This is a genomic window from Streptomyces mesophilus, from assembly GCF_011044995.1.
Taxonomy (GTDB): Bacteria; Actinomycetota; Actinomycetes; order Streptomycetales; family Streptomycetaceae; genus Streptomyces; species Streptomyces mesophilus.
Genome location: NZ_JAAKZW010000127.1, coordinates 1 through 23,464 on the forward strand (window position 1 = coordinate 1; position 23,464 = coordinate 23,464).

At 70.6% G+C, this 23,464-nt stretch carries 27 protein-coding genes; 13 read left to right on the forward strand and 14 right to left on the reverse strand.

Annotated features, from left to right (window positions below):
• Window positions 1-252: 252 nt before the first annotated feature.
• The 3 genes from G6045_RS25495 (at window position 253) to G6045_RS25505 (ending at window position 3,378) form a co-directional block, all read left to right on the forward strand.
• Entirely contained in the window at window positions 253-1,008 is a 756-nt protein-coding gene (locus tag G6045_RS25495) for an SDR family oxidoreductase (RefSeq protein WP_408056361.1), read from the forward strand.
• 56 nt (window positions 1,009-1,064) lie between these two features.
• Window positions 1,065-2,714 carry an AMP-binding protein gene (locus G6045_RS25500; RefSeq protein WP_165334455.1) on the forward strand — a complete coding sequence of 550 codons (1,650 nt, stop codon included), beginning with the start codon at window positions 1,065-1,067 and terminating at the stop codon, window positions 2,712-2,714.
• Between the two features lie 61 nt (window positions 2,715-2,775).
• Window positions 2,776-3,378, forward strand: coding sequence for a TetR/AcrR family transcriptional regulator (locus G6045_RS25505; protein WP_408056360.1), 603 nt, complete (start codon window positions 2,776-2,778; stop codon window positions 3,376-3,378).
• Between the two features lie 18 nt (window positions 3,379-3,396).
• On the opposite strand, the gene G6045_RS25510 is transcribed toward G6045_RS25505, so the two are convergent.
• The 3 genes from G6045_RS25510 to G6045_RS25520 form a co-directional block, all read right to left on the reverse strand.
• Window positions 3,397-4,050, reverse strand: a complete 654-nt coding sequence (locus G6045_RS25510; protein ID WP_165334432.1) for an acetate uptake transporter — start codon at window positions 4,048-4,050, stop codon at window positions 3,397-3,399.
• Window positions 4,051-4,185: 135 nt separating this feature from the next.
• Window positions 4,186-5,400, reverse strand: coding sequence for an acyl-CoA dehydrogenase family protein (locus tag G6045_RS25515; protein ID WP_165334433.1), 1,215 nt, complete (start codon window positions 5,398-5,400; stop codon window positions 4,186-4,188).
• Window positions 5,401-5,406: 6 nt separating this feature from the next.
• Window positions 5,407-6,429, reverse strand: a complete 1,023-nt coding sequence (locus G6045_RS25520) for a phosphotransferase family protein (RefSeq protein WP_165334434.1) — start codon at window positions 6,427-6,429, stop codon at window positions 5,407-5,409.
• Between the two features lie 212 nt (window positions 6,430-6,641).
• Here G6045_RS25520 and G6045_RS25525 point away from each other — a divergent pair, with 212 nt between their 5' ends.
• A complete protein-coding gene (locus G6045_RS25525; RefSeq protein WP_165334435.1) occupies window positions 6,642-7,538 on the forward strand; it encodes a hypothetical protein in 897 nt (298 codons plus the stop codon).
• Window positions 7,539-7,549: 11 nt separating this feature from the next.
• Here the strand turns inward: G6045_RS25525 and G6045_RS25530 are convergent, their stop codons facing one another.
• From G6045_RS25530 to G6045_RS25545, 4 genes are all read right to left on the reverse strand, one after another.
• The gene (locus G6045_RS25530) at window positions 7,550-7,861 is read right to left on the reverse strand and encodes a DUF202 domain-containing protein (RefSeq protein ID WP_165334436.1); all 312 of its coding nucleotides are present in this window, start codon (window positions 7,859-7,861) and stop codon (window positions 7,550-7,552) included.
• Window positions 7,858-8,253: a YidH family protein gene (locus G6045_RS25535; protein WP_165334437.1), complete on the reverse strand. Its 396-nt coding sequence runs from the start codon at window positions 8,251-8,253 to the stop codon at window positions 7,858-7,860. Before G6045_RS25535 ends, G6045_RS25530 begins: the two co-directional genes overlap by 4 nt.
• Window positions 8,250-8,765, reverse strand: a complete 516-nt coding sequence (locus G6045_RS25540) for an NUDIX hydrolase (protein ID WP_165334438.1) — start codon at window positions 8,763-8,765, stop codon at window positions 8,250-8,252. The genes G6045_RS25535 and G6045_RS25540 overlap by 4 nt, the downstream gene beginning before the upstream one ends.
• A gap of 87 nt (window positions 8,766-8,852) precedes the next feature.
• Complete coding sequence (locus tag G6045_RS25545) at window positions 8,853-9,752, reverse strand: DMT family transporter (protein WP_165334439.1); 900 nt, start codon at window positions 9,750-9,752, stop codon at window positions 8,853-8,855.
• 228 nt (window positions 9,753-9,980) lie between these two features.
• On the opposite strand from G6045_RS25545, the gene G6045_RS25550 reads away from it, so the two are divergent.
• Window positions 9,981-11,636 carry an FAD-binding dehydrogenase gene (locus G6045_RS25550; RefSeq protein WP_165334440.1) on the forward strand — a complete coding sequence of 552 codons (1,656 nt, stop codon included), beginning with the start codon at window positions 9,981-9,983 and terminating at the stop codon, window positions 11,634-11,636.
• Here the strand turns inward: G6045_RS25550 and G6045_RS25555 are convergent.
• The gene (locus tag G6045_RS25555; protein WP_165334441.1) at window positions 11,633-12,070 is read right to left on the reverse strand and encodes an ASCH domain-containing protein; all 438 of its coding nucleotides are present in this window, start codon (window positions 12,068-12,070) and stop codon (window positions 11,633-11,635) included. The two genes, G6045_RS25550 and G6045_RS25555, sit on opposite strands and share 4 nt — an antisense overlap.
• Before the next feature lie 198 nt (window positions 12,071-12,268).
• On the opposite strand from G6045_RS25555, the gene G6045_RS25560 reads away from it, so the two are divergent.
• On the forward strand, window positions 12,269-12,922 hold the full coding sequence (locus tag G6045_RS25560; protein ID WP_206344165.1) for a molybdopterin-dependent oxidoreductase: 654 nt from the start codon (window positions 12,269-12,271) through the stop codon (window positions 12,920-12,922).
• Window positions 12,864-13,514, forward strand: coding sequence for a cytochrome b/b6 domain-containing protein (locus G6045_RS25565; RefSeq protein ID WP_165334443.1), 651 nt, complete (start codon window positions 12,864-12,866; stop codon window positions 13,512-13,514). Before G6045_RS25560 ends, G6045_RS25565 begins: the two co-directional genes overlap by 59 nt.
• Before the next feature lie 7 nt (window positions 13,515-13,521).
• On the opposite strand, the gene G6045_RS25570 is transcribed toward G6045_RS25565, so the two are convergent.
• The 3 genes from G6045_RS25570 to G6045_RS25580 form a co-directional block, all read right to left on the reverse strand.
• A complete protein-coding gene (locus tag G6045_RS25570; RefSeq protein ID WP_165334444.1) occupies window positions 13,522-13,986 on the reverse strand; it encodes a hypothetical protein in 465 nt (154 codons plus the stop codon).
• Window positions 13,987-14,086: 100 nt separating this feature from the next.
• On the reverse strand, window positions 14,087-14,590 hold the full coding sequence (locus G6045_RS25575; RefSeq protein ID WP_165334445.1) for a gluconokinase: 504 nt from the start codon (window positions 14,588-14,590) through the stop codon (window positions 14,087-14,089).
• 97 nt (window positions 14,591-14,687) lie between these two features.
• Window positions 14,688-15,140 (reverse strand): YchJ family protein, encoded by a 453-nt coding sequence (locus G6045_RS25580; RefSeq protein WP_165334446.1) that lies wholly within the window; start codon window positions 15,138-15,140, stop codon window positions 14,688-14,690.
• A gap of 283 nt (window positions 15,141-15,423) precedes the next feature.
• Between G6045_RS25580 and G6045_RS25585 the strand changes: the two genes are divergently transcribed.
• The 3 genes from G6045_RS25585 to G6045_RS25595 all read left to right on the forward strand — a co-directional run bounded on the left by G6045_RS25585 (window position 15,424) and on the right by G6045_RS25595 (window position 19,588).
• Complete coding sequence (locus G6045_RS25585; RefSeq protein ID WP_165334447.1) at window positions 15,424-17,649, forward strand: MMPL family transporter; 2,226 nt, start codon at window positions 15,424-15,426, stop codon at window positions 17,647-17,649.
• A 187-nt stretch (window positions 17,650-17,836) separates the two neighbouring features.
• Window positions 17,837-18,628: a VOC family protein gene (locus G6045_RS25590; RefSeq protein WP_165334448.1), complete on the forward strand. Its 792-nt coding sequence runs from the start codon at window positions 17,837-17,839 to the stop codon at window positions 18,626-18,628.
• Window positions 18,629-18,799: 171 nt separating this feature from the next.
• Window positions 18,800-19,588, forward strand: a complete 789-nt coding sequence (locus G6045_RS25595; protein WP_165334449.1) for a DeoR/GlpR family DNA-binding transcription regulator — start codon at window positions 18,800-18,802, stop codon at window positions 19,586-19,588.
• Window positions 19,589-19,659: 71 nt separating this feature from the next.
• Here G6045_RS25595 and G6045_RS25600 read toward each other — a convergent pair whose 3' ends face one another.
• The 3 genes from G6045_RS25600 to G6045_RS25610 all read right to left on the reverse strand — a co-directional run bounded on the left by G6045_RS25600 (window position 19,660) and on the right by G6045_RS25610 (window position 21,586).
• A complete protein-coding gene (locus G6045_RS25600; protein ID WP_165334450.1) occupies window positions 19,660-20,115 on the reverse strand; it encodes a PaaI family thioesterase in 456 nt (151 codons plus the stop codon).
• 89 nt (window positions 20,116-20,204) lie between these two features.
• Window positions 20,205-20,876 carry an enoyl-CoA hydratase-related protein gene (locus tag G6045_RS25605; protein ID WP_165334456.1) on the reverse strand — a complete coding sequence of 224 codons (672 nt, stop codon included), beginning with the start codon at window positions 20,874-20,876 and terminating at the stop codon, window positions 20,205-20,207.
• A gap of 98 nt (window positions 20,877-20,974) precedes the next feature.
• The gene (locus G6045_RS25610) at window positions 20,975-21,586 is read right to left on the reverse strand and encodes a TetR/AcrR family transcriptional regulator (RefSeq protein ID WP_328707892.1); all 612 of its coding nucleotides are present in this window, start codon (window positions 21,584-21,586) and stop codon (window positions 20,975-20,977) included.
• A gap of 186 nt (window positions 21,587-21,772) precedes the next feature.
• Between G6045_RS25610 and G6045_RS25615 the strand changes: the two genes are divergently transcribed.
• The 3 genes from G6045_RS25615 to G6045_RS25625 all read left to right on the forward strand — a co-directional run.
• Window positions 21,773-22,366 (forward strand): TetR/AcrR family transcriptional regulator, encoded by a 594-nt coding sequence (locus tag G6045_RS25615; protein ID WP_165334451.1) that lies wholly within the window; start codon window positions 21,773-21,775, stop codon window positions 22,364-22,366.
• Window positions 22,367-22,465: 99 nt separating this feature from the next.
• On the forward strand, window positions 22,466-23,200 hold the full coding sequence (locus G6045_RS25620) for an NADPH-dependent F420 reductase (protein WP_165334452.1): 735 nt from the start codon (window positions 22,466-22,468) through the stop codon (window positions 23,198-23,200).
• Between the two features lie 87 nt (window positions 23,201-23,287).
• A partial coding sequence (locus G6045_RS25625) for a peptidoglycan-binding domain-containing protein (protein WP_165334453.1) occupies window positions 23,288-23,464 on the forward strand: 177 nt, incomplete at its 3' end.

Below are 23,464 nucleotides of genomic sequence, written 5' to 3' on the forward strand. Positions count from 1 at the left end.
CCCCGCCCCTTCCCGAAACCGGGGCTACGCCCCCGGACCCCTTTGTCCTCAATCGCCGGACGGGCTGAAATTCAGCCCGTCCGGCGATTGAGGACATCCGAACGAAGTTCGGATCCGGGGCCTGGGGCGGAGCCCCGGTTTCGGGAAGAGGCGGGGTGGGGGAGATCAAGCCCTTCCCGGGCGCCATACCGACTGGTTAGTCTGCTGCCTGAACCCCCGCCGGACCGGACGGAGCCCAAAGACGTGCACACCGTGCAGAACAAGGCAGTTGTAGTCACCGGAGCCGGCGGCGGCATAGGCGCCGCCCTCGCCCGCCGCTTCGCCGCCGAGGGCGCGAAGGTGGTCGTCAACGACATCGACGCCGGCAAAGCGAAGACGATCGCCGACGAGATCGGCGGCATCGCGATCCCCGGCGACGCCTCGGCAATCGTCGAGGAGGCCCGCGACGCCCTGAACGGCACCGTCGACATCTACTGCGCCAACGCCGGCCTCGCCAGCGGCGGCACCGAAGCCGCCGACGAACAGGTCTGGGCCCGCGCCTGGGACGTCAACGTCATGGCCCACGTCCGCGCCGCCCACGCCCTCATCCCCGCCTGGCTGGAGCGCGGCGAGGGCCGGTTCGTCTCCACCGTCTCCGCCGCCGGTCTGCTCACCATGGTCGGCGCCGCCCCGTACAGCGTGACCAAGCACGGCGCGTACGCCTTCGCCGAGTGGCTCTCGCTCACGTACCGCCACCGGGGGATCAAGGTGCACGCGATCTGCCCTCAGGGCGTGCGCACCGACATGCTCACCGCGGCCGGATCCGCCGGCGACCTGGTGCTCGCGCCCACCGCGATCGAGCCCGAGGCCGTCGCCGAGGCGCTGATCCAGGGCATGGACGAGGACCGTTTCTTGATCCTTCCGCATCCCGAGGTCGCCGAGTACTACCGTGTGCGGGCCGCCGAGCCGGACCGCTGGCTGGCCGGCATGAACCATCTCCAGCAGAAGTGGGAGGGCGGCACCAAGTGACGCAGAGCCAGCAGGGCCAGCAGAGCCGGCAGGATCAGCCGAACCGGCAGAGCCACGTGACGTACGCCGACAAGCCCTGGCTCGCCCGGCTCAGCGACGCCCAGCGGGCCTCCATCACACCGCCGCCCTCCGTCGTGCACGCCTTCCGCGCCGCCGCGGCGAAGGCCCCCGACCGCACCGCGCTCGCCTACTTCGACGGCCGCCTCAGCTACGCGGAGGTCGACGCGCTCTCCGACGCGGTGGCCGGCCATCTCGCCGAGCGCGGCCTCGCCGACGGCGACCGTGTCGCGTTGATGCTCCAGAACTCCCCGCACTTCGTGCTCGCCCTGCTCGGCGCCTGGAAGGCCGGCGCGACCGTCGTGCCGGTCAATCCCATGTACAAGTCGGGCGAAGTCCGTCATGTCCTCCACGACGCCCAGGTCGGCGCGCTGATCTGCTCGGACCGCGCCTGGGAGGGGTATCTGCGCGAGGCGGCCGCCGATTCACCGGTACGGATCGTCCTGACCGCCTGCGAGCTGGATCTCCAGTCGCGCGACGACGAGCGGGTGCTCAACTTCGAGCGGGTGCCGGGGGCCGACGACGCGGAGGACCTGATCACCGTCGCCCGCGGCGGCGCCAAGGCTCCGCACGTACCCCAACGTGCCGCCGACGACCTGGCGTTGATCAGCTACACCTCCGGCACCAGCGGGCAGCCCAAGGGCGCCATGAACCTGCACGGCAACATCACGTACAACGCCGAGCGGCAGCGCTCCGGGCACCCCATCGCCGAGGGCTCCGTGTACTTCGCGCTGGCCCCGCTGTTCCACATCACCGGCATGGTCTGCCAGCTCGCCGCCTGCATCGCCAACGCCGGCACCCTCGTGCTCGCCTACCGCTTCCACCCGGGCGTCGTGCTCGACGCGTTCGCCGAGCACAAGCCCGCGTACACCGTCGGCCCGTCCACGGCGTTCATGGCGCTCGCCGCCACCCCGGGCGTCACGCGCGCGCACTTCGACTCGTTCCAGGTGATCTCCTCGGGCGGGGCGCCCGTGCCGCCCGCGCTCGTCGAGAAGTTCCGTACGGAATTCGGTCCTTATATCCGTAACGGCTACGGCCTCACCGAATGCACCGCCCCATGCGCCGCGGTACCGCCGCAGCACGAGGCGCCCGTGGATCCCGAGTCCGGAACCCTGTCCGTCGGCGTCCCCGGGCCCGACACCGTCGTGCGGATCCTGGACGAGGCCGGCCAGGAGGTGCCGTTCGGCGAACAGGGCGAGATCGTGGTGCGCGGGCCGCAGGTCGTGCCCGGGTACTGGGGCCGCCCCGACGCCACCGACGCGTCCTTCCCGGACGGGGAACTGCGCACCGGCGACATCGGGTTCATGGACGCGGACGGCTGGCTCTACGTCGTCGACCGCAAGAAGGACATGATCAACGCGTCCGGGTTCAAGGTCTGGCCGCGCGAGGTCGAGGACGTCCTCTACACGCATCCCGCCGTCCGCGAGGCGGCCGTCGTCGGGGTGCCGGACAGCTATCGGGGCGAGAGCGTCAAGGCGTACGTCAGCCTCCGTCCCGGCGCCGGGACCGACCCCGCCGAGATCGTCGCGTACAGCAAGGAGAGACTGGCCGCGTACAAGTACCCGCGCAGCGTGGAGATCCTGCCGGAGCTGCCGAAGACGACCAGTGGGAAGATCCTGCGGAGGGAACTGCGCGACCGTGCGCAGTGAGACCGAGGCGGACGAGCCGGGCAAGGGCGCGGCGCGCGACGGGAGAAGGAGCGGAAGGCAGGTGGCGACAGTGCCAAAGACCACGGAGCAGACCACCACACCCGTCCCGCAGCGGCTGCTCGCCGCCGCCACCCGGCTCTTCGCGGAGCAGGGGTACGACCGCACCTCGGTGCAGGAGATCGTGGAGGCGGCGGGCGTCACCAAGGGCGCGCTGTACCACTACTTCGGGTCCAAGGACGATCTGCTGCACGAGATCTACGCCCGTGTGCTGCGGCTGCAGCAGGAGCGGCTCGATGCGCACGCGGAGGCGGACGAGCCGGTCGAGAAGCGGCTGCGGGACGCGGCGGCCGACGTCGTGGTCACCTCGATCGAGAACCTCGACGACGGCCAGATCTTCTTCCGCTCCATGCACCACCTGAGCCCGGAGAAGAACAAGCAGGTACGGGCCGAGCGCCGGCGCTACCACGAGCGTTTCCGTGCGCTGGTGGAGGAGGGGCAGACCGCCGGGGTGTTCTCCTCGGCGACGCCCGCGGACCTGGTGGTGGACTACCACTTCGGGTCCGTGCACCACCTGTCGACCTGGTACCGGCCGAACGGGCCGCTGACCCCGCAGCAGGTCGCCGACCATCTGGCCGACCTCCTGCTGCGGGCCCTGCGCCCGTGAGGTGCCGGGGCCGGAGGGTCAACCCAGCGGGATGACCTTGCGGCCCCAGGTCTCGTTCGTCAGCACGCCGAACGAGGTGTACCAGGCGGCCGCCGCGCAGAGCAGGCCGAGGAAGCCGCCGGTGTGCGCGAGACCCGTGGACTCGGCGAGGTCGCCGAGCGCCAGGAACAGGAACGTCAGGCTGAGCGAGACGAAGACGACCTTGTGCGCCAGGTCGAGCTTCATCGCGGCCACGGTCATGTACAGCGTGAACACGAACCACGCGATCAGGTAGAGCCCGGTCGCCAGGTGCGCGTCCGCGGCCGGGAGGCCCGGCACGACGAACTTCACGTAGGCCGCGAAGGACATCCAGAACGCGCCGTACGAGAGGAACGCCGTGGTGGCGAACGTGTTCCCGCGGCGGAACTCGAAGAGCCCGGCGACGAACTGCGCGAGCCCGCCGTAGAACAGCGCGAGCGGCAGGACCACGGCGCTCAGGGCGGCGTTCGAGACCAGCCCCGAGTTGAACATGCTGAGCACGAACGTGGTCAGGGCGAAGGCCGCGAGACCGAGCGGGCCGGGGTTGGCGAGCTTCGGCGCGGCGGGAGCGGCGGGCGCTGCGGCAGGGACCGTCGTGGGGACGGAAGGGGCTGCGGCGGCGGCAGTGGGTGCATCAAGAAGGGCGCTGGACATGGCGGTGGGGACACTTTCACTCGACGACCTTCCAACGCTACGTGCGCCGCAGGTCGCCTCCCGCACGCGAAGGACCCCGCCTCCCCGGGCTTGTGGCCCGGGGAGGCGGGGCGAAAGTCCCGCAGTCGCGGATGCTCAGAGGTACTTCTTGAGCTCCCGCCGCGCCAGCGACCGCTGGTGCACCTCGTCCGGACCGTCCGCGATCATCAGCGTCCGCGCCCCCGCGTACAGCTCGGCGAGCGGGAAGTCCTGGCTGACGCCGCCCGCGCCGTACAGCTGGATCGCGCGGTCGAGGATGCCGACGACCGTACGCGGCGTCGCGATCTTGATGGACTGGATCTCGGTGTGCGCGCCCTTGTTCCCGACGGTGTCCATCAGCCACGCGGTCTTGAGGACGAGCAGGCGCAGCTGCTCGACGGCGACCCGGGCGTCCGCGATCCACTCGTGGATCACGCCCTGCTGGGCGAGCGGCTTACCGAAGGCCGTACGGGAGACCGCGCGCTTGCACATCAGCTCGATGGCGGCCTCCGCCATGCCGATCAGACGCATGCAGTGGTGGATACGGCCCGGGCCGAGGCGTGCCTGGGCGATGGCGAAGCCGCCCCCCTCCTCGCCGATCAGGTTGCCCGCCGGGACGCGGACGTTGTCGAAGACGACCTCGGCGTGCCCGCCGTGCCAGTGGTCCTCGTAGCCGAACACCTGCATGGCGCGGCGGACTTCGAGGCCCGGGGTGTCGCGCGGGACCAGGATCATGGACTGCTGGCGGCGGATGTCCTCGCCGTCCGGGTCGGTCTTGCCCATCACGATGAAGATCTGGCAGGCGGGGTTCATCGCCCCGGAGATGTACCACTTGCGGCCGTTGATGACGTACTCGTCGCCATCGCGCTCGATGCGGGTCTCGATGTTCGTCGCGTCCGAGGAGGCCACCTCGGGCTCGGTCATCGCGAACGCCGAGCGGATCTCACCGGCGAGCAGCGGCTCGAGCCACTGCTTCTTCTGCTCGTCGCTGCCGAACTGGTAGAGCACCTCCATGTTGCCCGTGTCGGGCGCCGCGCAGTTCAGGGCGGTCGGCGCCAAGTGTGGGGCGCGGCCGGTGATTTCGGCGAGCGGGGCGTACTGGAGGTTGGTCAGGCCCGCGCCGTACGCGGCATCGGGCAGGAAGAGGTTCCACAGCCCCTGCCGCTTGGCCTCGGCCTTGACCTCCTCGACGACCGGCGGTACCTCCCACGGCGAGGAGAGCGCGGCGGCCTGCTCGTGCATCACCTTCTGTGCCGGGTACACGTGCTCGTCCATGAACGCGAGCAGCTTGGTGCGCAGCTCCTCGGTGCGGGCGTCGAATGCGAAGTCCATGCGGAATCAGCCTTCCTGAAGGGTGGTCAGGCCGTGCTCGATGAAGACGGGGACGAGTTCGCCGATCCGGTCGAAGCCGGAGCCGACGGTCTGGCCGAGGGTGTAGCGGTAGTGGATGCCCTCGAGGATCACGGCGAGCTTGAACCAGGCGAACGCGGTGTACCACGACACCGCCGACACATCGCGGCCCGAGCGCTCGGCGTACCGCTCGATCAGCTCCTGCGGCGTGGGGTGCCCGGCGGCCGTGGCGGTGGTGCTGATGGGGGAGTCCTCGAGGGTGAGCCGCACGCTGTACATCACGAGCAGCCCGAGGTCGGTGAGCGGATCACCGAGCGTGGACATCTCCCAGTCGAGAACGGCCTTGATCTGGTCGTCCTCGCCGAGCAGCACGTTGTCGAGGCGGTAGTCGCCGTGGATGACGGTCGCCGCGGGGGAGGTGGGCAGGGAGCGCCCGAGCGCCGCGTGCAGCTCGTCGATGCCGGCGAGGTCGCGGTTGCGCGAGGCGTCCAACTGCTTGCCCCAGCGCCGCAGTTGCCGGTCGAGGAAGCCCTCGGGCCGGCCGAAGTCCCCGAGTCCGACGGACTCGGGATCGACGGCGTGCAGGTCGACCAGGGTGTCCACCAGGGAGAAGACGGCGGCCCGGGTCCGCTCGGGGCCGAGCGGCGCGAGCTCCGCGTCGGTGCGGTACGGGGTGCCGACCATGAACTCCATGACATAGAACGGCGCCCCGATCACCTCCTCGTCCTCGCACAGCAACACCGTCTTCGGCACGGGCACACTGGTCGGGTACAGCGCCTTGATCACCCGGTGCTCGCGCTTCATGTCGTGCGCAGTGGCCAGCACATGTCCGAGCGGCGGCCGCCGCACGACCCAGCGCGAGGTGCCGTCCGTGATCTCATACGTGAGGTTCGACCGGCCGCCCTCGATATGCCGCCCCTGGAGCGGACCTTGTACGAGACCGGGTACTTCTTGGTCGAGATGGTCACGCAGCCGGTCCAGATCGAGACCTGGCAGCTGGTCTGAGCTCATGCGTCGCTCCTCGTGATGGACTGGAAAGAATGATGCCGACCAGTCGGTATGTAGTCCAGTGCGTACGCGGGACGTGATCGGTCTCTCGGGGGGATGCGCCGGGTATGCCCCGTATTTACATCGGCTTTCAGGTGCGGCAGACGCGAGGAGTTGCTCGCCGCGGACCGTAAATCGGATGCCTCGGGCAGGGCGCACCTGCTGTGCTGGACTTCATGTCCGCGACTGCCTTGCCTCCGCCCACTCCGCCCCGGCCGTACCGCTGGGTGCTGTCCTCGTACGGTGGCGGACGGCCGGACCGGACCGGTGAACTGCCCCGGCCGCCGGCCCACGCGGCGGACGGAACCTTCGGCGAGCGGTATCTCGACGCGCTGGTCGACTGCACCGCGAAGGTGCTCGCGCGCTCGGGCGGCGCGGATCTGTGCTTCTTCGGGCGGTCGCTGGACGGGATGTACGACCTGCTGAGCGGGGCGCTGGAGCCGGGCGACCGGGACGGACGGATCGATCGTCTGCCGTTGTCGTGCCGGCACAACCGGCACTGGAGTCCGGCCCAACGCCTGCGCTTTCGCGAGCACCTGGCCGCCGTGGGCCTCGCGCCCCACGCGCTGGCCCGCCGCAAGCGCCCGATCGCCCTCGTGGACGTCGTGTCCGAGGGCGGCAGCTTCACCACGGTGCACGAGGAGCTCGCCGCCTGGATCGAGGAGGCCCGCGAACCTTGGCCCGTGATCCGGCGCAAGCTGCGGTATGTGGGCGTGACCGTGCGGGGCAAGTCCAGCCCGAACCATGACCGTTGGCAGCAGGGCCTCGACTGGGTGCGCACCCTGCCGGCCGGACATGTCGTCAACGTGTCGCTGGACCCGTACATCTGGAGCGAACTCGCCGACCACGAGCCGAAGCTGACCCGTTGGTTCCCGCCCGAACGATGGCTGCGGGACGAGTGCACCGGAGTGGCCCGCCACCCGAACGTCGCACCGGCACTCGCCCGCGCCCGAGCCCTGGTCGACGCCGGCCGCAGCCGTGAGGTGCGCGCGGAGCTCGTACGGCTGATGGCGCGCGATCCCGGGTTCGCCACGCGCGAAGTACGGGCCCTCGCAGGGGCCTTGCGCCGCTGACCGTACGGCGGTCAGCGGACGACCGCCGCCGAGAACAGCGTGAAGGCCAGCACGCACCCCGCCGCGCTCCATGCCACCCGCACCGGAAGCACTCCCGGGCGCGGCACGCTCAGGGAGCGGATGCGGCGGTGGGCCAGGGCGACGAACGCCAGCCACAGCGCCAGGGATGCCGCGACCGCGAGCAGTCCGAGCGGGGTCGGGCCGCCCTGCAGGGCCTGCTTGCCGGCGAGGACCGCCGCGACCGTGCACGACAAGGTCGTACGGCGCCAGGCGAGCCGGGTGCGTTCCGGCTGAAGCCCGGGGTCGCGGACCGTCTCCGTCACTGTTCCGCCCAGCCGAACAACACCACCACGACCATGATCAGCGCGACCGCGCCGACCGCGAGGCTCAGCAGCGCGGGAAAGCGCGTCACCGGCAGATCCTCGCTGCGGCGCATCGCGAGTTCGCAGCGCACCCAGTGGTTCACGGCCCGCAGCGCGCACATCGCGCCCACCGCGAGCAGCGCGAGCGACAGGCCGATGCGCCAGGCCCAGCGCAGGTCCGGCAGGAACTGGTCGACCGCGAAGCCGCCGCCGACCAGCGCGAGAGCGGTGCGCACCCAGGCGAGGAAGGTCCGCTCGTTGGCGAGCGAGAAGCGGTAGTCGGGGGTCTCGCCCTCCTCCCGTACGCGGGCAGGGGCGAACCACAGCCGCAGCGAGGAGAAGAACCCGTTCACGGCCGAGCACCGTCCCGCAGCCGCGTGTAGGCGGCGAGTCCGTCCGGCGTCCACTGCCACTCGTCGAGCCGCCGCTCCAGTTCCTCGGGGGCGAGGAAGGTGTGCCAGGCGACTTCGGACTCCTGCGGCCGTACGGGCAGCTCGCAGCGCACCTCGTACACCATGGACCACCAGGAGCCGCTGTCCCCCTCGTAGAGGAACTTGAACAGCGGGGCCGGCCGCGCGAGGCCCGTGACGCCCAGCTCTTCTTCGGCTTCCCGCAGCGCGGCCTCGTCGTAGGACTCGCCGGCGCCGACGACTCCGCCCACGAACATGTCGTGGAAGGAGGGGAAGACGGCCTTCGTCGCCGTGCGGCGGTGCACGAAGATCCGGTCCTCGGCGTCGCGCACCAGGATGAAGGCGCAGCGGTGGCGCAGGCCGTCGCGGTACGCGACGGGGCGCGGGGACTGGCCGATGACGCGGTCCTGTTCATCGACGATGTCGATGATCTCGTCGCTGCTCATACGCGCCATCCAACCGCAGGTCGGCCATGCCTGCCCCACCGCCCCCGAGCCGCAGGTCGGCTATGCCGTGCCCCTCGGCCCCGAGCCGCAGACGGTCTACGCCCGCCCCACCGCGCCCGCGAGCACCGGCTCCCGCCCGACGGTCCCCGTGGGCATCGACGGATGACGGCACAGGCACACGATTCCGCCGACGATCGCGGCAAGACCCGCCGCCTGCCAGGCCAGTGCGCCCGCGTCCGTCCGCAGCCGGTCCCCGAGGAAGCCGACCCCGCAGACGATCCCCGCGAGCGGCTGCGCGGCGGTGAGCGCGGGCAGCGAGCTGCGCAGCGGCGCCATCTCGAAGGCGCTCTGCACGAGGAGGAGACCGGCGAGGCCGAGGACGAGCACGCCGTACGGCTGCCAGGCGGTGAGCAGTCCGGGCAGCCCTTGTTCGCTCACGCGTTGGCCGCTGATCCGGGTGAGCGCGTCCTGCAGCCCGTACAGGAGACCGCCCGCGGCCCCCAGGAGCGCGGGGCCGATGCCCAGGCGGAAGCGGCGGGCGAACACGGTCAGGACCAGCGCCGTGCCGAGCACCGTGCCGATCACCAGCCAGTGCCGCAGTGGCGCCACCGTCGTGTCCGACCCCTGGGGATGCCCGGCGATCAGGAAGGCGCTCACCCCGCCCGCGAGCAGCAGCAGACCGCCCCAGCCCTGCCGGCCGAGCGGCTGGCCGGTGCGCCAGCGCACCAGGGTCATCGCGAACAGCAGATGGGTGGCGAGGAGCGGCTCGACCAGGGACATCTCGCCCTGGGACAGCGCGACCGCACCGAGAGCGGTGCCGCCCGACATCAGCGCGATACCGGCCAGCCAGCGCGGCATCCGTACGAGGTCGAGCAGGAGCCTCGGGGAGAGGAAGTCTCCGAGAGGTGCGCTCCGGGCGGCGCTCTGCTGCAGCACGAAGCCGAAACCCAGAGAGCAGGCCGCACCCAGCGCGAAGAGTAAGACGGGGAGCGTCAAAGGGGACCTCAAGAGCGGTCGTACGTGGGGGACTTGGGCGACCTTAGTCGGATGCCTCCCTTGATCGCCTCCCCCCTGCGCCTTCTGTGGGCGGACGCACACGGCGGTCCGCCGTCGGCTACGGCCCTCACCAGGACTTCGCACACAGTTGACGGAACCCGCGCTGGTACCGAGGATCTGAACCGACCGGTAACCGCGCGTGTGAACTGACTGAAACGGACGGCGACGATGGCGTACGACGCAGATGTGATCGTGATCGGAGCAGGGTTGGCCGGTCTGGTGGCCACCGCCGAGCTCGTCGACGCCGGCCGCAAGGTGATCCTTCTCGACCAGGAGCCCGAGCAGTCCATCGGCGGTCAGGCGCACTGGTCGTTCGGCGGGCTCTTCTTCGTGGACTCGCCCGAGCAGCGCCGACTGAGGATCAAGGACAGTCACGATCTCGCGCTCCAGGACTGGATGGGCACGGCGGGCTTCGACCGCGACGAGGACCACTGGCCGCGCAAATGGGCCGAGGCGTATGTGGACTTCGCCGCCGGCGAGAAGCGCTCCTGGCTGTACGGGCAGGGCGTCCGTTTCTTCCCGGTCGTGGGCTGGGCCGAGCGCGGCGGTTACGACGCCACCGGTCACGGCAACTCCGTGCCGCGCTTCCACATCACCTGGGGCACGGGCCCTGGCCTGGTCGCGCCCTTCGAGCGGCGGGTACGGGAAGGCGTGGCGCGCGGTCTGGTCGAGCTGAGGTTCCGCCACCGGGTCACCGGTCTGTCCCGCAGCGCCGGTTCGGTCGACACCGTCAGCGGCGAGATCCTCGAAGCGTCCTCGATCGAGCGCGGCCAGGAGTCGAGCCGCACCGCCACCGGCACGTTCGAGCTCAAGGCCCAGGCGGTGATCGTCACTTCGGGCGGTATCGGCGGCAACCACGATCTCGTCCGCAAGGCCTGGCCCGCGCGCCTCGGCACCGCCCCCGAGAAGCTGCTCTCGGGCGTGCCCGCGCACGTGGACGGACTGATGCTCGGCATCACCGGGGAGGCCGGCGGCCGCCTCATCAACGGCGACCGGATGTGGCACTACACCGAGGGCATCGAGAACTGGAACCCGATCTGGCAGCGGCACGGCATCCGCATCCTGCCCGGCCCGTCCTCGCTCTGGCTGGACGCCCGCGGCAAGCGCCTGCCGGTGCCGCTCTTCCCCGGCTTCGACACGCTCGGCACCCTCGACCACATCATGAAGACCGGCCATGACTACACTTGGTTCGTGCTCAACCAGCGCATCATCGGCAAGGAGTTCACGCTCTCCGGATCCGAGCAGAACCCCGACCTCACCGGCAAGTCGGTGCGCGGCGTGATCGACCGGGCGCGCGCGGACGTGCCGGGCCCGGTCAAGGCGTTCATGGACCACGGCGTCGACTTCATCGTCGAGGACGATCTCTCCGCGCTCGTACGGGGGATGAACGCCCTGACGAAGGACGACCTGATCGACGAGGCGGAGCTGCGCCGCGAGATCACCGCGCGCGACCGGGAGATCGTCAACCCGTTCACCAAGGACCTGCAGATCACCGCGATCCGCGGCTCGCGCAAGTTCCTCGGCGACAAGCTGATCCGCACCGTCGCCCCGCACCGCATCCTCGACCCGAAGGCGGGCCCGCTGGTCGCCGTCCGCCTCAACATCCTGACCCGCAAGTCCCTCGGCGGCCTGGAGACGGACCTCTCGTCGCGGGTCCTGACGGAGAGCGGCGAGGCGCTGCCCGGCGTCTACGCGGCGGGCGAGGCAGCCGGCTTCGGCGGCGGCGGCGTACACGGCTACCGGTCCCTGGAAGGCACGTTCCTCGGCGGCTGCATCTTCTCGGGGCGCGCGGCGGGACGCGCGGCGGCGAAGGCGGTCGGCTAGCTCTTCTTATACGGGTACGGGTGGTCGATGCGCTCGACCACCCCGAACCGTTCGGCGACGACGAGGGTGTCGTCGGTGACCCGGAACTCGGGGTCACCGAGGTCTGCGAGGACTTCCGGGCTGTGCCAGAACCGCTCATGGGCGGCCCGCCACTCAGCCACCGCCTCGTACCCTTCGCCCTCGTCGATCGCGTGCTGCAGATCGACCTCTGCGAGCGGAACGACCCGTACGGACGTGGTCTCGACGACGGCGACCACGCGTTCGTCGGAGTCGAGCAGCGCATCGCGCTGTCCGACCACCGGCAGCTGCTCCGCAGGGTCGAAGAGCCCGGTCGTGGAAGTCTTCGCACCGCAGAGCACGGCGGCTACCAGTTGGTCGCGCAAGGGGCCTGGATAGGCGAGTTCGAAGGGGCCCAACTCCGTGTGGTCCGTCATGACGTCACCCTGGGCAACAGGTGACGAAACCCTGACGTCGGGCCGTGGCCCCTTCACTCCGCCCGCCGGGAGTGCTCGAATCGATGCGTGAACACCCCTTCGCCCCCTGACGAGCCCCGCGGCGGCCCATCCGGCCCGCGGGCCGACGAGCCCACCGACGGCCGAGGCAGCCCCGTCGGGCGGCGGCTCGTGCTCGGCATGCTCGGCCTCGGCGCCGCCGGCATCGCGGCCGCCCCCGTACTGCAGCGCGGCGTCGAGGCGGTGGCCGCGAAGGACCCCACGGGTCTGACCGACGTGCTGCCCGCAGGCGGCGGCTTCCGCTACTACTCGGTGGTCGCCTCCGTACCGCGCAAGAACGAGGACACCTACCGCCTCACCGTCGACGGACTCGTCGAGCACAAGGCCACGTACACCCTCGGCGAACTCCGCGCGCTCCCGCAGACCCGGATCGTCCGCGACGTCCAGTGCGTCACGGGCTGGCGCGTACCCGACACACCCTTCCAAGGCGTCGTGCTCTCCGCCCTGTTGGACGCCGCCGGGGTCCGCCCGGAAGGCCGCGCCATCCGTTTCGAGTGCTTCGACGGCGCGTACAGCGAAAGCCTCACCCTGCAGCAGGCGCGCCGCAAAGACGTGCTCGTCGCCCACCGCATGCGGGACAAGGACCTCTCCCACGCGCACGGCGGTCCGGTCCGTCTCTATGTGGCGCCCATGTACTTCTACAAGTCGGCCAAGTGGCTCTCCCGGATCACCGTCACCGACAAGGTCATCCCCGGCTACTGGGAGGAGCGAGGCTATGACATCGACGCCTGGGTCGGCAGGTCCAACGGCCGCGACGACAACCCGACGGCCTGAACTCCCGGCGCGGGTACGGAGGTTCAGCCGCGGCGAACGCTGGATCCACCGCACCACGGCAGTCCTGATGGCCGTCTGCCTCTTCTCCGCCGCCTGCCTCTACCTGCCCTCGCTGGCCCAACTCGTGGGCCGCCGCCACCTCGTGGTGACGATCCACGAATGGTCGGGCATCCTGCTGCCCGCCCCGTTCCTCATCGGCCTCGTCTCCCGCGCCTTCCGCGCCGACCTGCGCCGCCTCAACCGCTTCGGCGCCCACGACAAGCAGTGGTGGCGTGCCGCGCTGCGCCGCGAGAAGGGGCCGCGGCCGGCCGGCAAGTTCAACGCCGGCCAGAAGTCGTACGCGGCATGGATCGCCGGTGCGACCCTGGTGATGCTCGGCACGGGCCTGATCATGTGGTTCACACACCTCACGCCGCTGACCTGGCGCACGGGCTCGACCTTCGTCCACGACTGGCTCGCCCTCGCGATCTCGGTCGTCCTCGCCGGCCACATCGGCAAGGCCCTCGCGGACCCGGAGTCCCGGCGCGGCCTGCGTACGGGATCGGTGGACCGCGCGTGGGCGGAACGCGAACACCCGTTGTGGAGGCCCTGAAGCGACGCTAGGGCAGCGCGACCGGGGCGTTGCCGGTGAGGGCGTCGAGTACGGCCCAGTCGCATTCGACCGGGTAGCCGTCCAGGTCTTCGAGCAGCGCGTACGGGTCGAAGTCGTCCGCCGCCTCGTCGCGGGGCGGGTAGGTGACCAGGCCGAGGTCCTCTTTGGGCGTTCGGCCGGCCGTCACCCGCTCCGCCTCCCGCCGGCAGCGCTCGGTGTCGGCGTCGATCGCCTCGCCGCAGGACGCGTCCACGGAGAACGAGGTGGCGACCAGGTCGCCTTCGAGCCGCGCCCGGGCCGCTCGGACCGAGGCCTCCCACCGGGCTTCCTGCAGCAGCTCGATCTCTTCGGCGCACTGCGCGGCGGCGCGCTGTTCGACGTGCTGAGGGTTGCGGTCCAAGTAGTTCGGACCGGCGTACGCGGCGAGGGCCACGGCCGCGATCAGGACGAGACGCGAAGCACGTCGACTCACAGCGATCCCCCCTCGCGTCCGGCCGGCCGGGGCGGGCCGGACGGCAGTGGCACACCTTAGCGATCACCGGGTGGCGCGCCGCCCAGGGGGTCGAGGCCGCTCAGAGCTTGCGCAGCTTCCCGACGGCCTCCGCCGCGATCTCCTCGGGCGCCGGCGTCACGTCGACCACGACGCCCGCCTCGTCGGCGCCCAGCTCCTCCAGCGCCTCGAACTGCGAGGCGATCAGCGAGGCCGGCATGAAGTGGCCCTCGCGCGCCGACTGCCGTTCGGTGATCAGTTCGCGCGAGCCCGACAGATGCAGGAACACGAGCCCGGGCGCGGCCGCCCGCAGCCGGTCCCGGTACACCCGCTTCAGGGCCGAACAGCTCACGACCCCGCCGAGCCCCGCGCGCGAAGCCGCCCACGCGCCGAGCGAGTCGAGCCAAGGCCACCGGTCCTCATCGGTGAGCGGCGTGCCCGAGCGCATCTTCTCGATGTTGGCCGCCGAGTGGAACTCGTCCGCCTCCGCGTACGGCACCCCCAGCTCCGCGGCCAGCAGACGACCGACCGTGGTCTTGCCCGTTCCGGACACACCCATGATCACCACGACCTGATCGGAGCCCACAGCCGCTCACCCTCCTCGGTATTTGTGCACGTCACGTCCATGATGCCGGACGGGTCGGGCGAGAAGGCCACGGGTCGGGACGGCCACCGTCCGTGCGTCAGCCGAGAAAGTCACCGTCCACGTAGACCCACGCACCGTCCAGGCGTACGAACCGGCTGCGCTCATGCAGCTCACCGGGTGTGCCCGCGTCGGTGAAGCGGGCCAGGAAGGTCACGGTGCCGGTGTCATGGAACGCCGTACCCTCGGTCGTGGCCTCGATCGTCAGGCCCGCCCACCGCATCCCGGAGTCGAAGCCCACGCCCGGCGGCCTCGTGTCCGGGTGCCAGGTCCGCAGGAGATACGCCTCATCCCGTACGACGAAGGCCGCGTACCGGGAACGCATCAGCTCCTCGGGCGTCGCGGCCCGGGCCGCCCCGGAGTGGAGGCGGCCGCAGCACTCCCCGTAAGGGACACCCTGACCGCACGGGCAGGGGGTCGTGGCGGTGACGGCGGGTGCGGGGGTGAGCTGGGCGGCGGGTGCCTGAGCGCGGCGTTTGGAGCGTCGTGACATGGGCGCCATTGTCTCTCGGGCCCCGCCCGCCGGGCCCCACGCGCCCCAGCCGCGCTCCTTCGATCCCGATGCGGCGTACATCTATCACCTGTGGATCTACATCAGGTGGAGGGAACGACCCCGTTCTCTACACCCAGCGCAGTACACAGGTCCAGCCCCAGGGGCTGAGTGAATCACTGATTCCGGCGTTGACGATGGATAAGTACACCGGACAGAACTTCCTGCTTTCTCCCGTCTGCCCGGTCTTCGTCCTGCCCGTAACTCGACGGAAGCTTGGTCTCAGGTGGCTACGTTCCTTTATCGACTCGGCCGGGGTGCGTTCCGACGCCGCGGTCTGGTCGCCCTTCTGTGGGTGGCCATACTCGTGGGCATCGGTGGTGCCTCCTCCGTGGCGCCCGCCGCGCCCGAAGACTCCTTCTCCATGCCCGGCACCGAGTCGCAGAAGGCCTTCGACCTGCTGGCCGAGCGCTTCCCGGGTCAGGCCTCCGACGGTGCCACGGCCCGTGTGGTGGTCAAGGCCCCCGAGGGCGTCAAGCTCACCGACGGCGCCGGCAAGGCGCACGTCGACGGCCTGCTCAAGGACCTCGCCGACAACCCGCAGGTCAAGGAGGTCGCCAACCCCTTCGAGGCCAACGCCGTCAGCAAGGACGGCTCGACCGCCTACGCCTCGGTGTCGTACAAGGTCAACGCGCAGGAGCTGACCGACGAGGCTCGTGAGGCGCTCACCAAGTCCACGGACGAGGCGCGCAGCGACGGCTACGCCATCGAGACCGGCGGTGACGCCGTCCAGGCCGAGCCCGAGATGGGCGGCACCGCCGAGCTGATCGGCATGGGCGTCGCGCTCGTCGTCCTGGTCCTGACCTTCGGCTCGCTGGTCGCGGCCGGTATGCCGCTGCTCTCCGCCATCATCGGCGTCGGCATCGGCGTCTCCGGTATCGCGGCACTCGGTTCCGCGCTGGGTCTGTCCGCCACCACCGGAACGCTCGCGACGATGATCGGCCTCGCGGTCGCCATCGACTACGCGCTGTTCATCATCGCCCGCTACCGGGCCGAGATCGCCGAGGGCCGTTCGTACGAGGATGCCGCGGGCCGTGCCGTCGGCACCGCCGGTTCCGCCGTGGTGTTCGCCGGTCTCACCGTGATCGTGGCCCTCTCGGGCCTGGCGGTCGTCAACATCCCGATCCTCACGAAGATGGGCCTGGCCGCCGCGGCCACCGTGGCCGTCGCCGTCCTGATCGCGCTCACCCTCACCCCGGCGCTGCTCGCGTTCGCCGGTAAGAAGGCGCTCAGCCGCAAGGACCGCAAGGCCCTCAAGACCGGCACCGAGCCGAAGAACGCAGGCAAGACCAAGCTCGGCACCCGCTGGGCCCACTTCGTCCTTCGCCGTCCGGTGACCGTGCTGGTCACCGCGGTGCTCGGCCTCGGCGTCATCGCCCTGCCGGCCACGAGCCTCGAGCTCGGCCTGCCGGACGAGGGCAGCGCCGCGCCCGACTCCACGCAGCGCAAGGCGTACGACATCCTGTCCGACTCCTTCGGCGCCGGATTCAACGGTCCGCTGAGCGTCGTCGTCGATGCCAAGGGGGTCGCCGACCCGAAGGCCGCCGCGGAAGAGGTCGGCAAGAAGATCACCGACCAGGGCGGCGCCGCGGCCGTCATCCCGGCCGTGTTCAACAAGGCCGGCGACACCGCCACCATGACCGTGGTGCCCAAGACCGGCCCGAGCGACCCGGCCACCGAGACGCTGGTCCGCGACCTGCGGGACCTCGCGGGTGACATGAAGGCCGAGACCGGCGCCACCGTTCTCGTCACCGGCATGACCGCGATGACGATCGACTTCTCGCAGACGCTCAACGACGCGCTGCTGCCGTACCTCGGCATCATCGTCGGTCTGGCGGTCATCCTGCTGATGCTGGTGTTCCGCTCGATCCTCGTCCCGCTCAAGGCCGCGCTGGGCTTCCTGCTCTCCGTGATGGCCGCGCTCGGCTCCCTGGTCGCGGTCTTCCAGTGGGGCTGGCTCGCCGACGTCTTCGGCGTGGACCAGCCGGGTCCGATCATGTCGATGATGCCGATCTTCATGATCGGTGTGGTCTTCGGTCTGGCCATGGACTACGAGGTCTTCCTGGTGACCCGGATGCGCGAGGCCTACGTGCACGGCGCCTCGCCCGCCGAGGCCATCACCAAGGGCTTCACCCTGGGCGGCCGGGTGGTCGCCGCGGCCGCGGTCATCATGATCAGCGTGTTCTCCGGCTTCATCCTGGAGAACGACGACATGGTCAAGACGATGGGCTTCGGCCTCGCGATCGCGGTCCTCTTCGACGCCTTCGTGGTCCGTATGGCGATCGTGCCCGCGGTCCTGGCACTGCTCGGCCACAAGGCCTGGTGGCTGCCGAAGTGGCTGAACCGCATCCTGCCCAACGTCGACGTCGAGGGCGAGAAGCTCCACAAGGAGCTCGGCGACACCCCGGCGCCCGCGCAGGAGCAGCGCGAGCCCGAGCCCGCCGGAGTCTGATCCGCAGATACCGCACGGTGGCCCGGTCCTGAACATTCAGGACCGGGCCACCGGCGTTTGTCGCGCCCCCTGCCCGTTCGCCGCGCCGTCGCCCGTATGGACGCATAACGTGGCAGATACGGATCTCCCGAGCCGGAATCCCGGGCTGAAGATCCGAGCCGGATCCCCGAAGCAGGAGGCAGAAGCCATGCCCGCATACCCGCTGGGCGCACCGTGCTGGGTCGATGCGATGTTCCCGGACCTCGACGCCGCCAAATCCTTCTACAGCGAGCTCTTCGGCTGGACCTACACCGAGGGCTCGGCGGAGTTCGGCGGTTACACCCAGGCGTTCGCCGACGGCAAGGCCGTGGCCGCCGTCGTGCCGCAGATGTCGGGTATGGAGGAGCAGCCGCCGGCGTGGAGCCTGTATCTGGCGGCGCCCGACATCGAGGCCACGGCGGCCGGGATCAAGGAGAACGGCGGCACCGTCGTCATGGACCCCATGCAGGTCGGCGAGTTCGGCTCCATGGTCGTGGCGCAGGACCCCGGCGGTGTGTTCTTCAGCGTCTGGCAGGCCGGTGCGCACCAGGGCTTCGAGAAGGTCAACGAGCCCGGAGCCTTCTGCTGGGCCGAGGTGACCACCCGTGACCCGGACGCGGCGGACGCGTTCTTCCCCGCCGTCTTCGGCTACAACGCCCAGCGGATTCCCGACGAGACCATCGACTTCACGGTGTGGGACCTGGGCGAGGACCCGGTCCTCGGGCGCTTCAAGATGACGGAGGACTTCCCGCCCGAGGTCCCCTCGTACATCAACATCTACTTCGTGGTCGACGACTGCGACGCCGCCGTCGAGACCGTCCAACGCCTCGGGGGAGAGGTCCACATCGGCCCCATGGGCAGCCCCTTCGGCCGCTTCGCCTCGGTGACGGACCCGCAGGGTGCGGCGTTCTCCGTGATCGACGTGGCGACCATGGAAGGCGATATGCCGGATCTGGGCTGACAGTTCAGGCATACGGTGGGGTGCGGGCCGAGTGAGGCCCGCACCCCACCGCCTTGTGCGGACCCGAAATCCCGTGCACCCGGGGACGATCTCCTTGATCCGATGCATCATGCTTGCCAGGCGCGCCCGCCGATCAAGGCGCCGCGGACCGTACGGCAAGGGGGAACACGGGTGAACCGTTACGAGCGCCACGGCGAACTGCTCCGCCTGCTCGCCGAGCAGCGCCAGCTCGACGTCGAGTCGGCGGCCAAGGACCTGGACGTCTCCGCGGCCACGATCCGCCGCGATCTCGACCAGCTCGCCGAGCAGGGCCTGTTGATCCGCACCCGCGGCGGCGCGATGCCCAACGACGTCACCTACGACCTTCCGCTGCGCTACCGCTACGCCCGCGACTCCGTCGAGAAGGAACGCATCGGCCGGGCCGCCGCCGCACTCGCCACACGCGGCATGGTCGTCGGCATCAACGGCGGCACCACCACCACCGAAGTCGCCCGCGCCCTGGCCGCCCGCCCCGACCTCCTGGAACGTGAACCGTCCGACGGTCCCGCGCTCACCCTGGTCACCAACGCCCTCAACATCGGCCACGAGTTGGCGGTGCGCACCCACATCAAGGTCGTCACCACGGGCGGCGTCGCCATGGCGCAGTCGTACGAACTCGTCGGCCCGCTCGCCGGGTTGATCCTCAAGGAGATACGCCTCGACATCGCCTTCCTCGGTGTCGACGCCCTCGACCCCGAGCGCGGCGCCAGCGCCCGCAGCGAACACGAGGCCAGCATCAACGCCCTGCTCGCGGAACAGGCCGACCGCCTGGTCGTCGTCGCCGACTCCAGCAAGCTCGGCATCCAGGCCTTCGCCCGCATCTGCCCGCCCCAGGCGATCGACACGGTGGTCACGGACGACCGCTCGCCCGAGAAGGCCAAGGTGTTCGAGGAGCGGGGCATGACGGTGATCCAGGCGTAGAGCGTCATCCAGGCATGGAGCGAGATCCGGGTCTGGAGCCTGTCGTGCGGATCGGGCCGGATCGGTCCGGTTCAGTCGACGGGCGGCAGGATGATGCAGGTCGTGGTCGCGTGCGCGATCAGCTTCCCCTGCTCGTCGAGGACCTTGCCCTCGGCGGTGGCGGTACGCCGTCCGGCGTGGATGACGTTGCCCTCGGCAGTGAGGGTCTGGCCGTCGGTGCGGGCGGACCGGATGTAGTTGACCTTGAGTTCGAGCGTGGTGTACCCGGTGCCGGCAGGCAGCGTGGTGTGCACGGCGCACCCCATCGCGGAGTCGAGCAGGGTGGCGGCGATCCCGCCGTGGACGCTGCCGAGCGGGTTGGCGAAGTCCGGGCGGGTGTCGAGCGAGAGGACGATACGGCCGTGCTCGACCTCGTCGAAGCGCATCCCGAGCAGGCGGCCGATGGAGGGCACGTCGGTGGGGCGTTCAGTCTGCACCCAGCGCATCAGTTCCAGGCCGGTCATGGCGGTGAAGTCGGTGGTCGTCACGGTGGTTCTCCTTGCCGGGCGCGGATTCATGGGTCGGCCCCTGCCCCGGGGCTCGACTCGGGGCAGGGGAAGGGTGGTTGATATGCCGGTCAGCCGAGCGGGTTGGCGGTGTCGCGGAGGGTGGCCAGGGCCGGGGCGTACATACGGGCCTTGATGGTGCCGAGGGTGTCGCCGGCCTTGTTCACCTGCGCCTGGGCGAGTTCGACGGCGGTGGTGCGTACGGCGTCCTCGGCGACCGCCCGGTCGACGATGCCGGCGGCCGCGGCGTCGGCGCCGCCGTAGCGGCGTGCGGTGAGCATCGCCTCGTGCGCGGTTCCCGGCGCGAGGCGGGACTGGATCAGGGCGGACATGCCGGGGGTGAAGGGGATGTTGATGTCGGCCTCGGGCAGGCACCAGTAGCCGCGGTCGGCCCGCATCACGCGGAAGTCCTGGGCGAGCGAGAACATCGCGCCGGCCGCGAAGGTGTGCCCTTGCAGCGCGGCCACGGTGACCACCGGCAGCGACAGCATCCGCGCGAAGAGCTCATGGACGGAGACGACGTAGTCCTGGTGCTGGTCGGCATGGGCGAACAGCCAGTCCAGGTCGAGCCCGTTGGAGTAGAACTTGCCGCTTGCGGCGGTCACCAGGGCGCGTGGACCTTCCGCCTTCTCCACCTCGTCCAGCGCGGCGCCGACGGCGGTGAGCCAGTCGGGGTGGAAACGGTTCTCTCCGTCTCCGAGGTCGAGGACGAAGACGTTGTCCTGACGGTCGAGCGAGGGCATGGCGACTCCTTCGGGCATGGCGACTCCTCGGGCAGGTCGGTTGAGGCGAGTTGGGCACGTGGGGCGTGCTGGGCTGGTACGTCATGGCCGCACGGCGGTTACGGCCGGGCTTCCGCCGCGGCATCGGGCCGGTCGCGCAGGGCGTGGCGGAGCAGGTCGTGGATCTCGGCGGCGGCCCCTTCGATCGGAGCGGTGCTCCGTTCGGCGCGGCACATGATCACCGCGCCTTCGACCGCGGCGATGATGAACGCGCCCAGCCGGCGGCTGCGTTCCTCGGTCAGGCCGTGCCGGATGAAGAGGGCCGCGAGGGCCTCCTGCCAGCGGGCGAAGACGGCGGCGGCCGAGCGGGCGAGCTGGGGTGCGTCATCGTTGGTCTCCACGGCCACCGCCACGATCGGGCAGCCGGCCCGGAACTCGCTCTCCACGAGCCGGTCGCGCCACAGCACGAAGAACGCGTCGACGGCCTCCACCGGATCATCCGCCCGCATGGCGGCGTCGATCAGGCCCGCGATGAAGTCCCCTGCCAGCGCCACCGCTTCGTCGATGAGCTGCGTCCGCCCGCCGGGGAAGTGGTGATACACCGAGCCCCTGGGGGCGCCGCTGTGGGCGAGCACCCGGTCCACGCTGGTCGCGCTCGCCCCGTACTCACGCAGCAGAGCGGCTGCACTGAGGACCATCCGGTCACGGCTGTCACTTCTGCGCGGACTCACGCACCCTCCCCCTTCCGGCGGCGCGGCACCCCCTGCGGGCTACCTGTCGGTAACTTATGGGCTATGGCATAGAACATGCAAGAGGTGGATTTGACCGGAGGCTGCCTCCGTTTTACGCTCGGCCGTATACGGAGGCTGCATCCGTTTTTTGCTGCGGCCGCAGGATCACCGGACATCGGAGCGCGTATGAACGTCGACGGGCAGCAGGGGCGCAGGCCCCGTGCCGACGTCCAGCGCAATCGTGCGGCTCTCCTGGAGACGGCTCAGCGGCACTTCCTCCAGTACGGGGTCGGCACCTCCCTGGAAGCGGTGGCCAAGGAGGCGGGTGTCGGACCCGCCACGCTCTACCGGCACTTCCCCACCCGGGAGGCGTTGCTCGCGGCTGTGCTGCAGACGCGCTCCGAGGAGTTCGTGGCCCGCCGGGCGGACATCGAGCAACTCGGGGATGCCGCCGAGGCGTTGGAGCGGTGGCTGCGGGCGATGGAGGAGTACCTCAGCGCCTACAGCGGACTGCCGGATCCGCTGATGGCCGCGGCTCGGGCCCAGGATCCGGACAACCCCCTCACGATTCCCTGCGACGTCCTCATCGCCGCCACGGATGCGTACGTGCGGGCCGCGCAGCGCGCGGGGCGCGTGCGCGCGTCGGTGCGGGGGCACGACCTGTTCCTCGCGGCCTGTTCCGTTGCCTGGATCAAGGGCACCGGCACCGAGGAGACATCGGTCGACCGTCTCCGCGCGCTCATCGCGAGCGGCTACCGCGAGCGGGACACCCAGGCGTAAGACCGCCACGCGCCGGGGCCACGGGTCGGCGCACCGCCACACAGCCACCACATCGCGCCGCCCCTCATGGGGGCAGCGCAACCTCCTGAGGGACGAATCATGAAAATTACTGTCATAGGTGCAGGCGCCATCGGCGGGAACCTCGCCGTCAAGCTCAGCGCGGCCGGTCACGACGTCCAAGTCACCGGCGCCCGCGGCCATGGGAGTGTCCCGGCCGAGGTGCTGGAGTCGGGGGCCCGCGCGGCGGAGCCGGCCGACGCCGTCCAGGGCCGCGACGTCATCATCCTGGCCACCCCTTTCGGGGTCGCGGGGGAGCTGGCCGACCTGTTCGCCGCGGTCCCCGAGGGGACCGTGGTCATCGACACCTCGAACTACTACCCGCACCTCAACGGGCAGGTCGAGGCCGTCGACAACGGCGAGGTGGAGAGCGTGTGGAACGCCCGTCAGCTGGGGCGCCCCGTGGTCAAGGCGTGGAACGCCGCCCTGGCCGGGACGCAGCGCACCCGGGGCCTTCCGGCCGGAACCCCCGGCCGCATCGCCCTCCCCGTCGCCGCCGACTCCGCGCGGGCGCGGCACGTGGCCATGCGACTCGTGGACGACACCGGCTTCGACCCCTACGACGCGGGCGTCCTGGCCGACTCCTGGCGCCAGCAGCCCAACAGCCCCGCCTACTGCACCGAGTTGACCCTCGACCAACTGCCGGCGGCCCTGGCCGCAGCCGACCGGGTCAAGGACACGGCCGTCCGCGACAGCGTTCCGGAGCGCCTCGCCGCCCTCCCTGCCGGCTTCACGCTGGACGATGTCGTCCAGATGAACCGCGCCGCCCACCGCTGACCGGCATCGGCCACGGCACGGACAGCCGGCGATACGCAGGACGACCCAGGCGCACGGGCCCGTCTCCCCCTGGGGAGACGGGCCCGTATGGTTCGGTCACACCGCTCAGTACGTGGTGGGCAGGTGCTTGTAGCAGTACTGGGGATTGAACCAGTGACCTCTTCCGTGTCAGGGAAGCGCTCTCCCGCTGGGACACAGCGCGCCGTCCAGTCCTTCCAGAAGGACCGCGGCCTGGTGGTGGACGGCATCGTCGGCCCCGACACA

Bases quoted from the DNA above. Each gene is read 5' to 3' on its own strand.
- G6045_RS25510 (WP_165334432.1), bottom strand. From the start codon at position 4,050: ATGTCCAGCGCCCTTCTTGATGCACCCACTGCCGCCGCCGCAGCCCCT.
- G6045_RS25515 (WP_165334433.1), bottom strand. From the start codon at position 5,400: ATGGACTTCGCATTCGACGCCCGCACCGAGGAGCTGCGCACCAAGCTG.
- G6045_RS25520 (WP_165334434.1), bottom strand. From the start codon at position 6,429: ATGAGCTCAGACCAGCTGCCAGGTCTCGATCTGGACCGGCTGCGTGAC.
- G6045_RS25525 (WP_165334435.1), top strand. From the start codon at position 6,642: ATGTCCGCGACTGCCTTGCCTCCGCCCACTCCGCCCCGGCCGTACCGC.
- G6045_RS25540 (WP_165334438.1), bottom strand. From the start codon at position 8,765: ATGGCGCGTATGAGCAGCGACGAGATCATCGACATCGTCGATGAACAG.
- G6045_RS25550 (WP_165334440.1), top strand. From the start codon at position 9,981: ATGGCGTACGACGCAGATGTGATCGTGATCGGAGCAGGGTTGGCCGGT.
- G6045_RS25555 (WP_165334441.1), bottom strand. From the start codon at position 12,070: ATGACGGACCACACGGAGTTGGGCCCCTTCGAACTCGCCTATCCAGGC.
- G6045_RS25560 (WP_206344165.1), top strand. From the start codon at position 12,269: ATGCTCGGCCTCGGCGCCGCCGGCATCGCGGCCGCCCCCGTACTGCAG.
- G6045_RS25565 (WP_165334443.1), top strand. From the start codon at position 12,864: ATGACATCGACGCCTGGGTCGGCAGGTCCAACGGCCGCGACGACAACC.
- G6045_RS25580 (WP_165334446.1), bottom strand. From the start codon at position 15,140: ATGTCACGACGCTCCAAACGCCGCGCTCAGGCACCCGCCGCCCAGCTC.
- G6045_RS25590 (WP_165334448.1), top strand. From the start codon at position 17,837: ATGCCCGCATACCCGCTGGGCGCACCGTGCTGGGTCGATGCGATGTTC.
- G6045_RS25605 (WP_165334456.1), bottom strand. From the start codon at position 20,876: ATGCCCTCGCTCGACCGTCAGGACAACGTCTTCGTCCTCGACCTCGGA.
- G6045_RS25615 (WP_165334451.1), top strand. From the start codon at position 21,773: ATGAACGTCGACGGGCAGCAGGGGCGCAGGCCCCGTGCCGACGTCCAG.
- G6045_RS25620 (WP_165334452.1), top strand. From the start codon at position 22,466: ATGAAAATTACTGTCATAGGTGCAGGCGCCATCGGCGGGAACCTCGCC.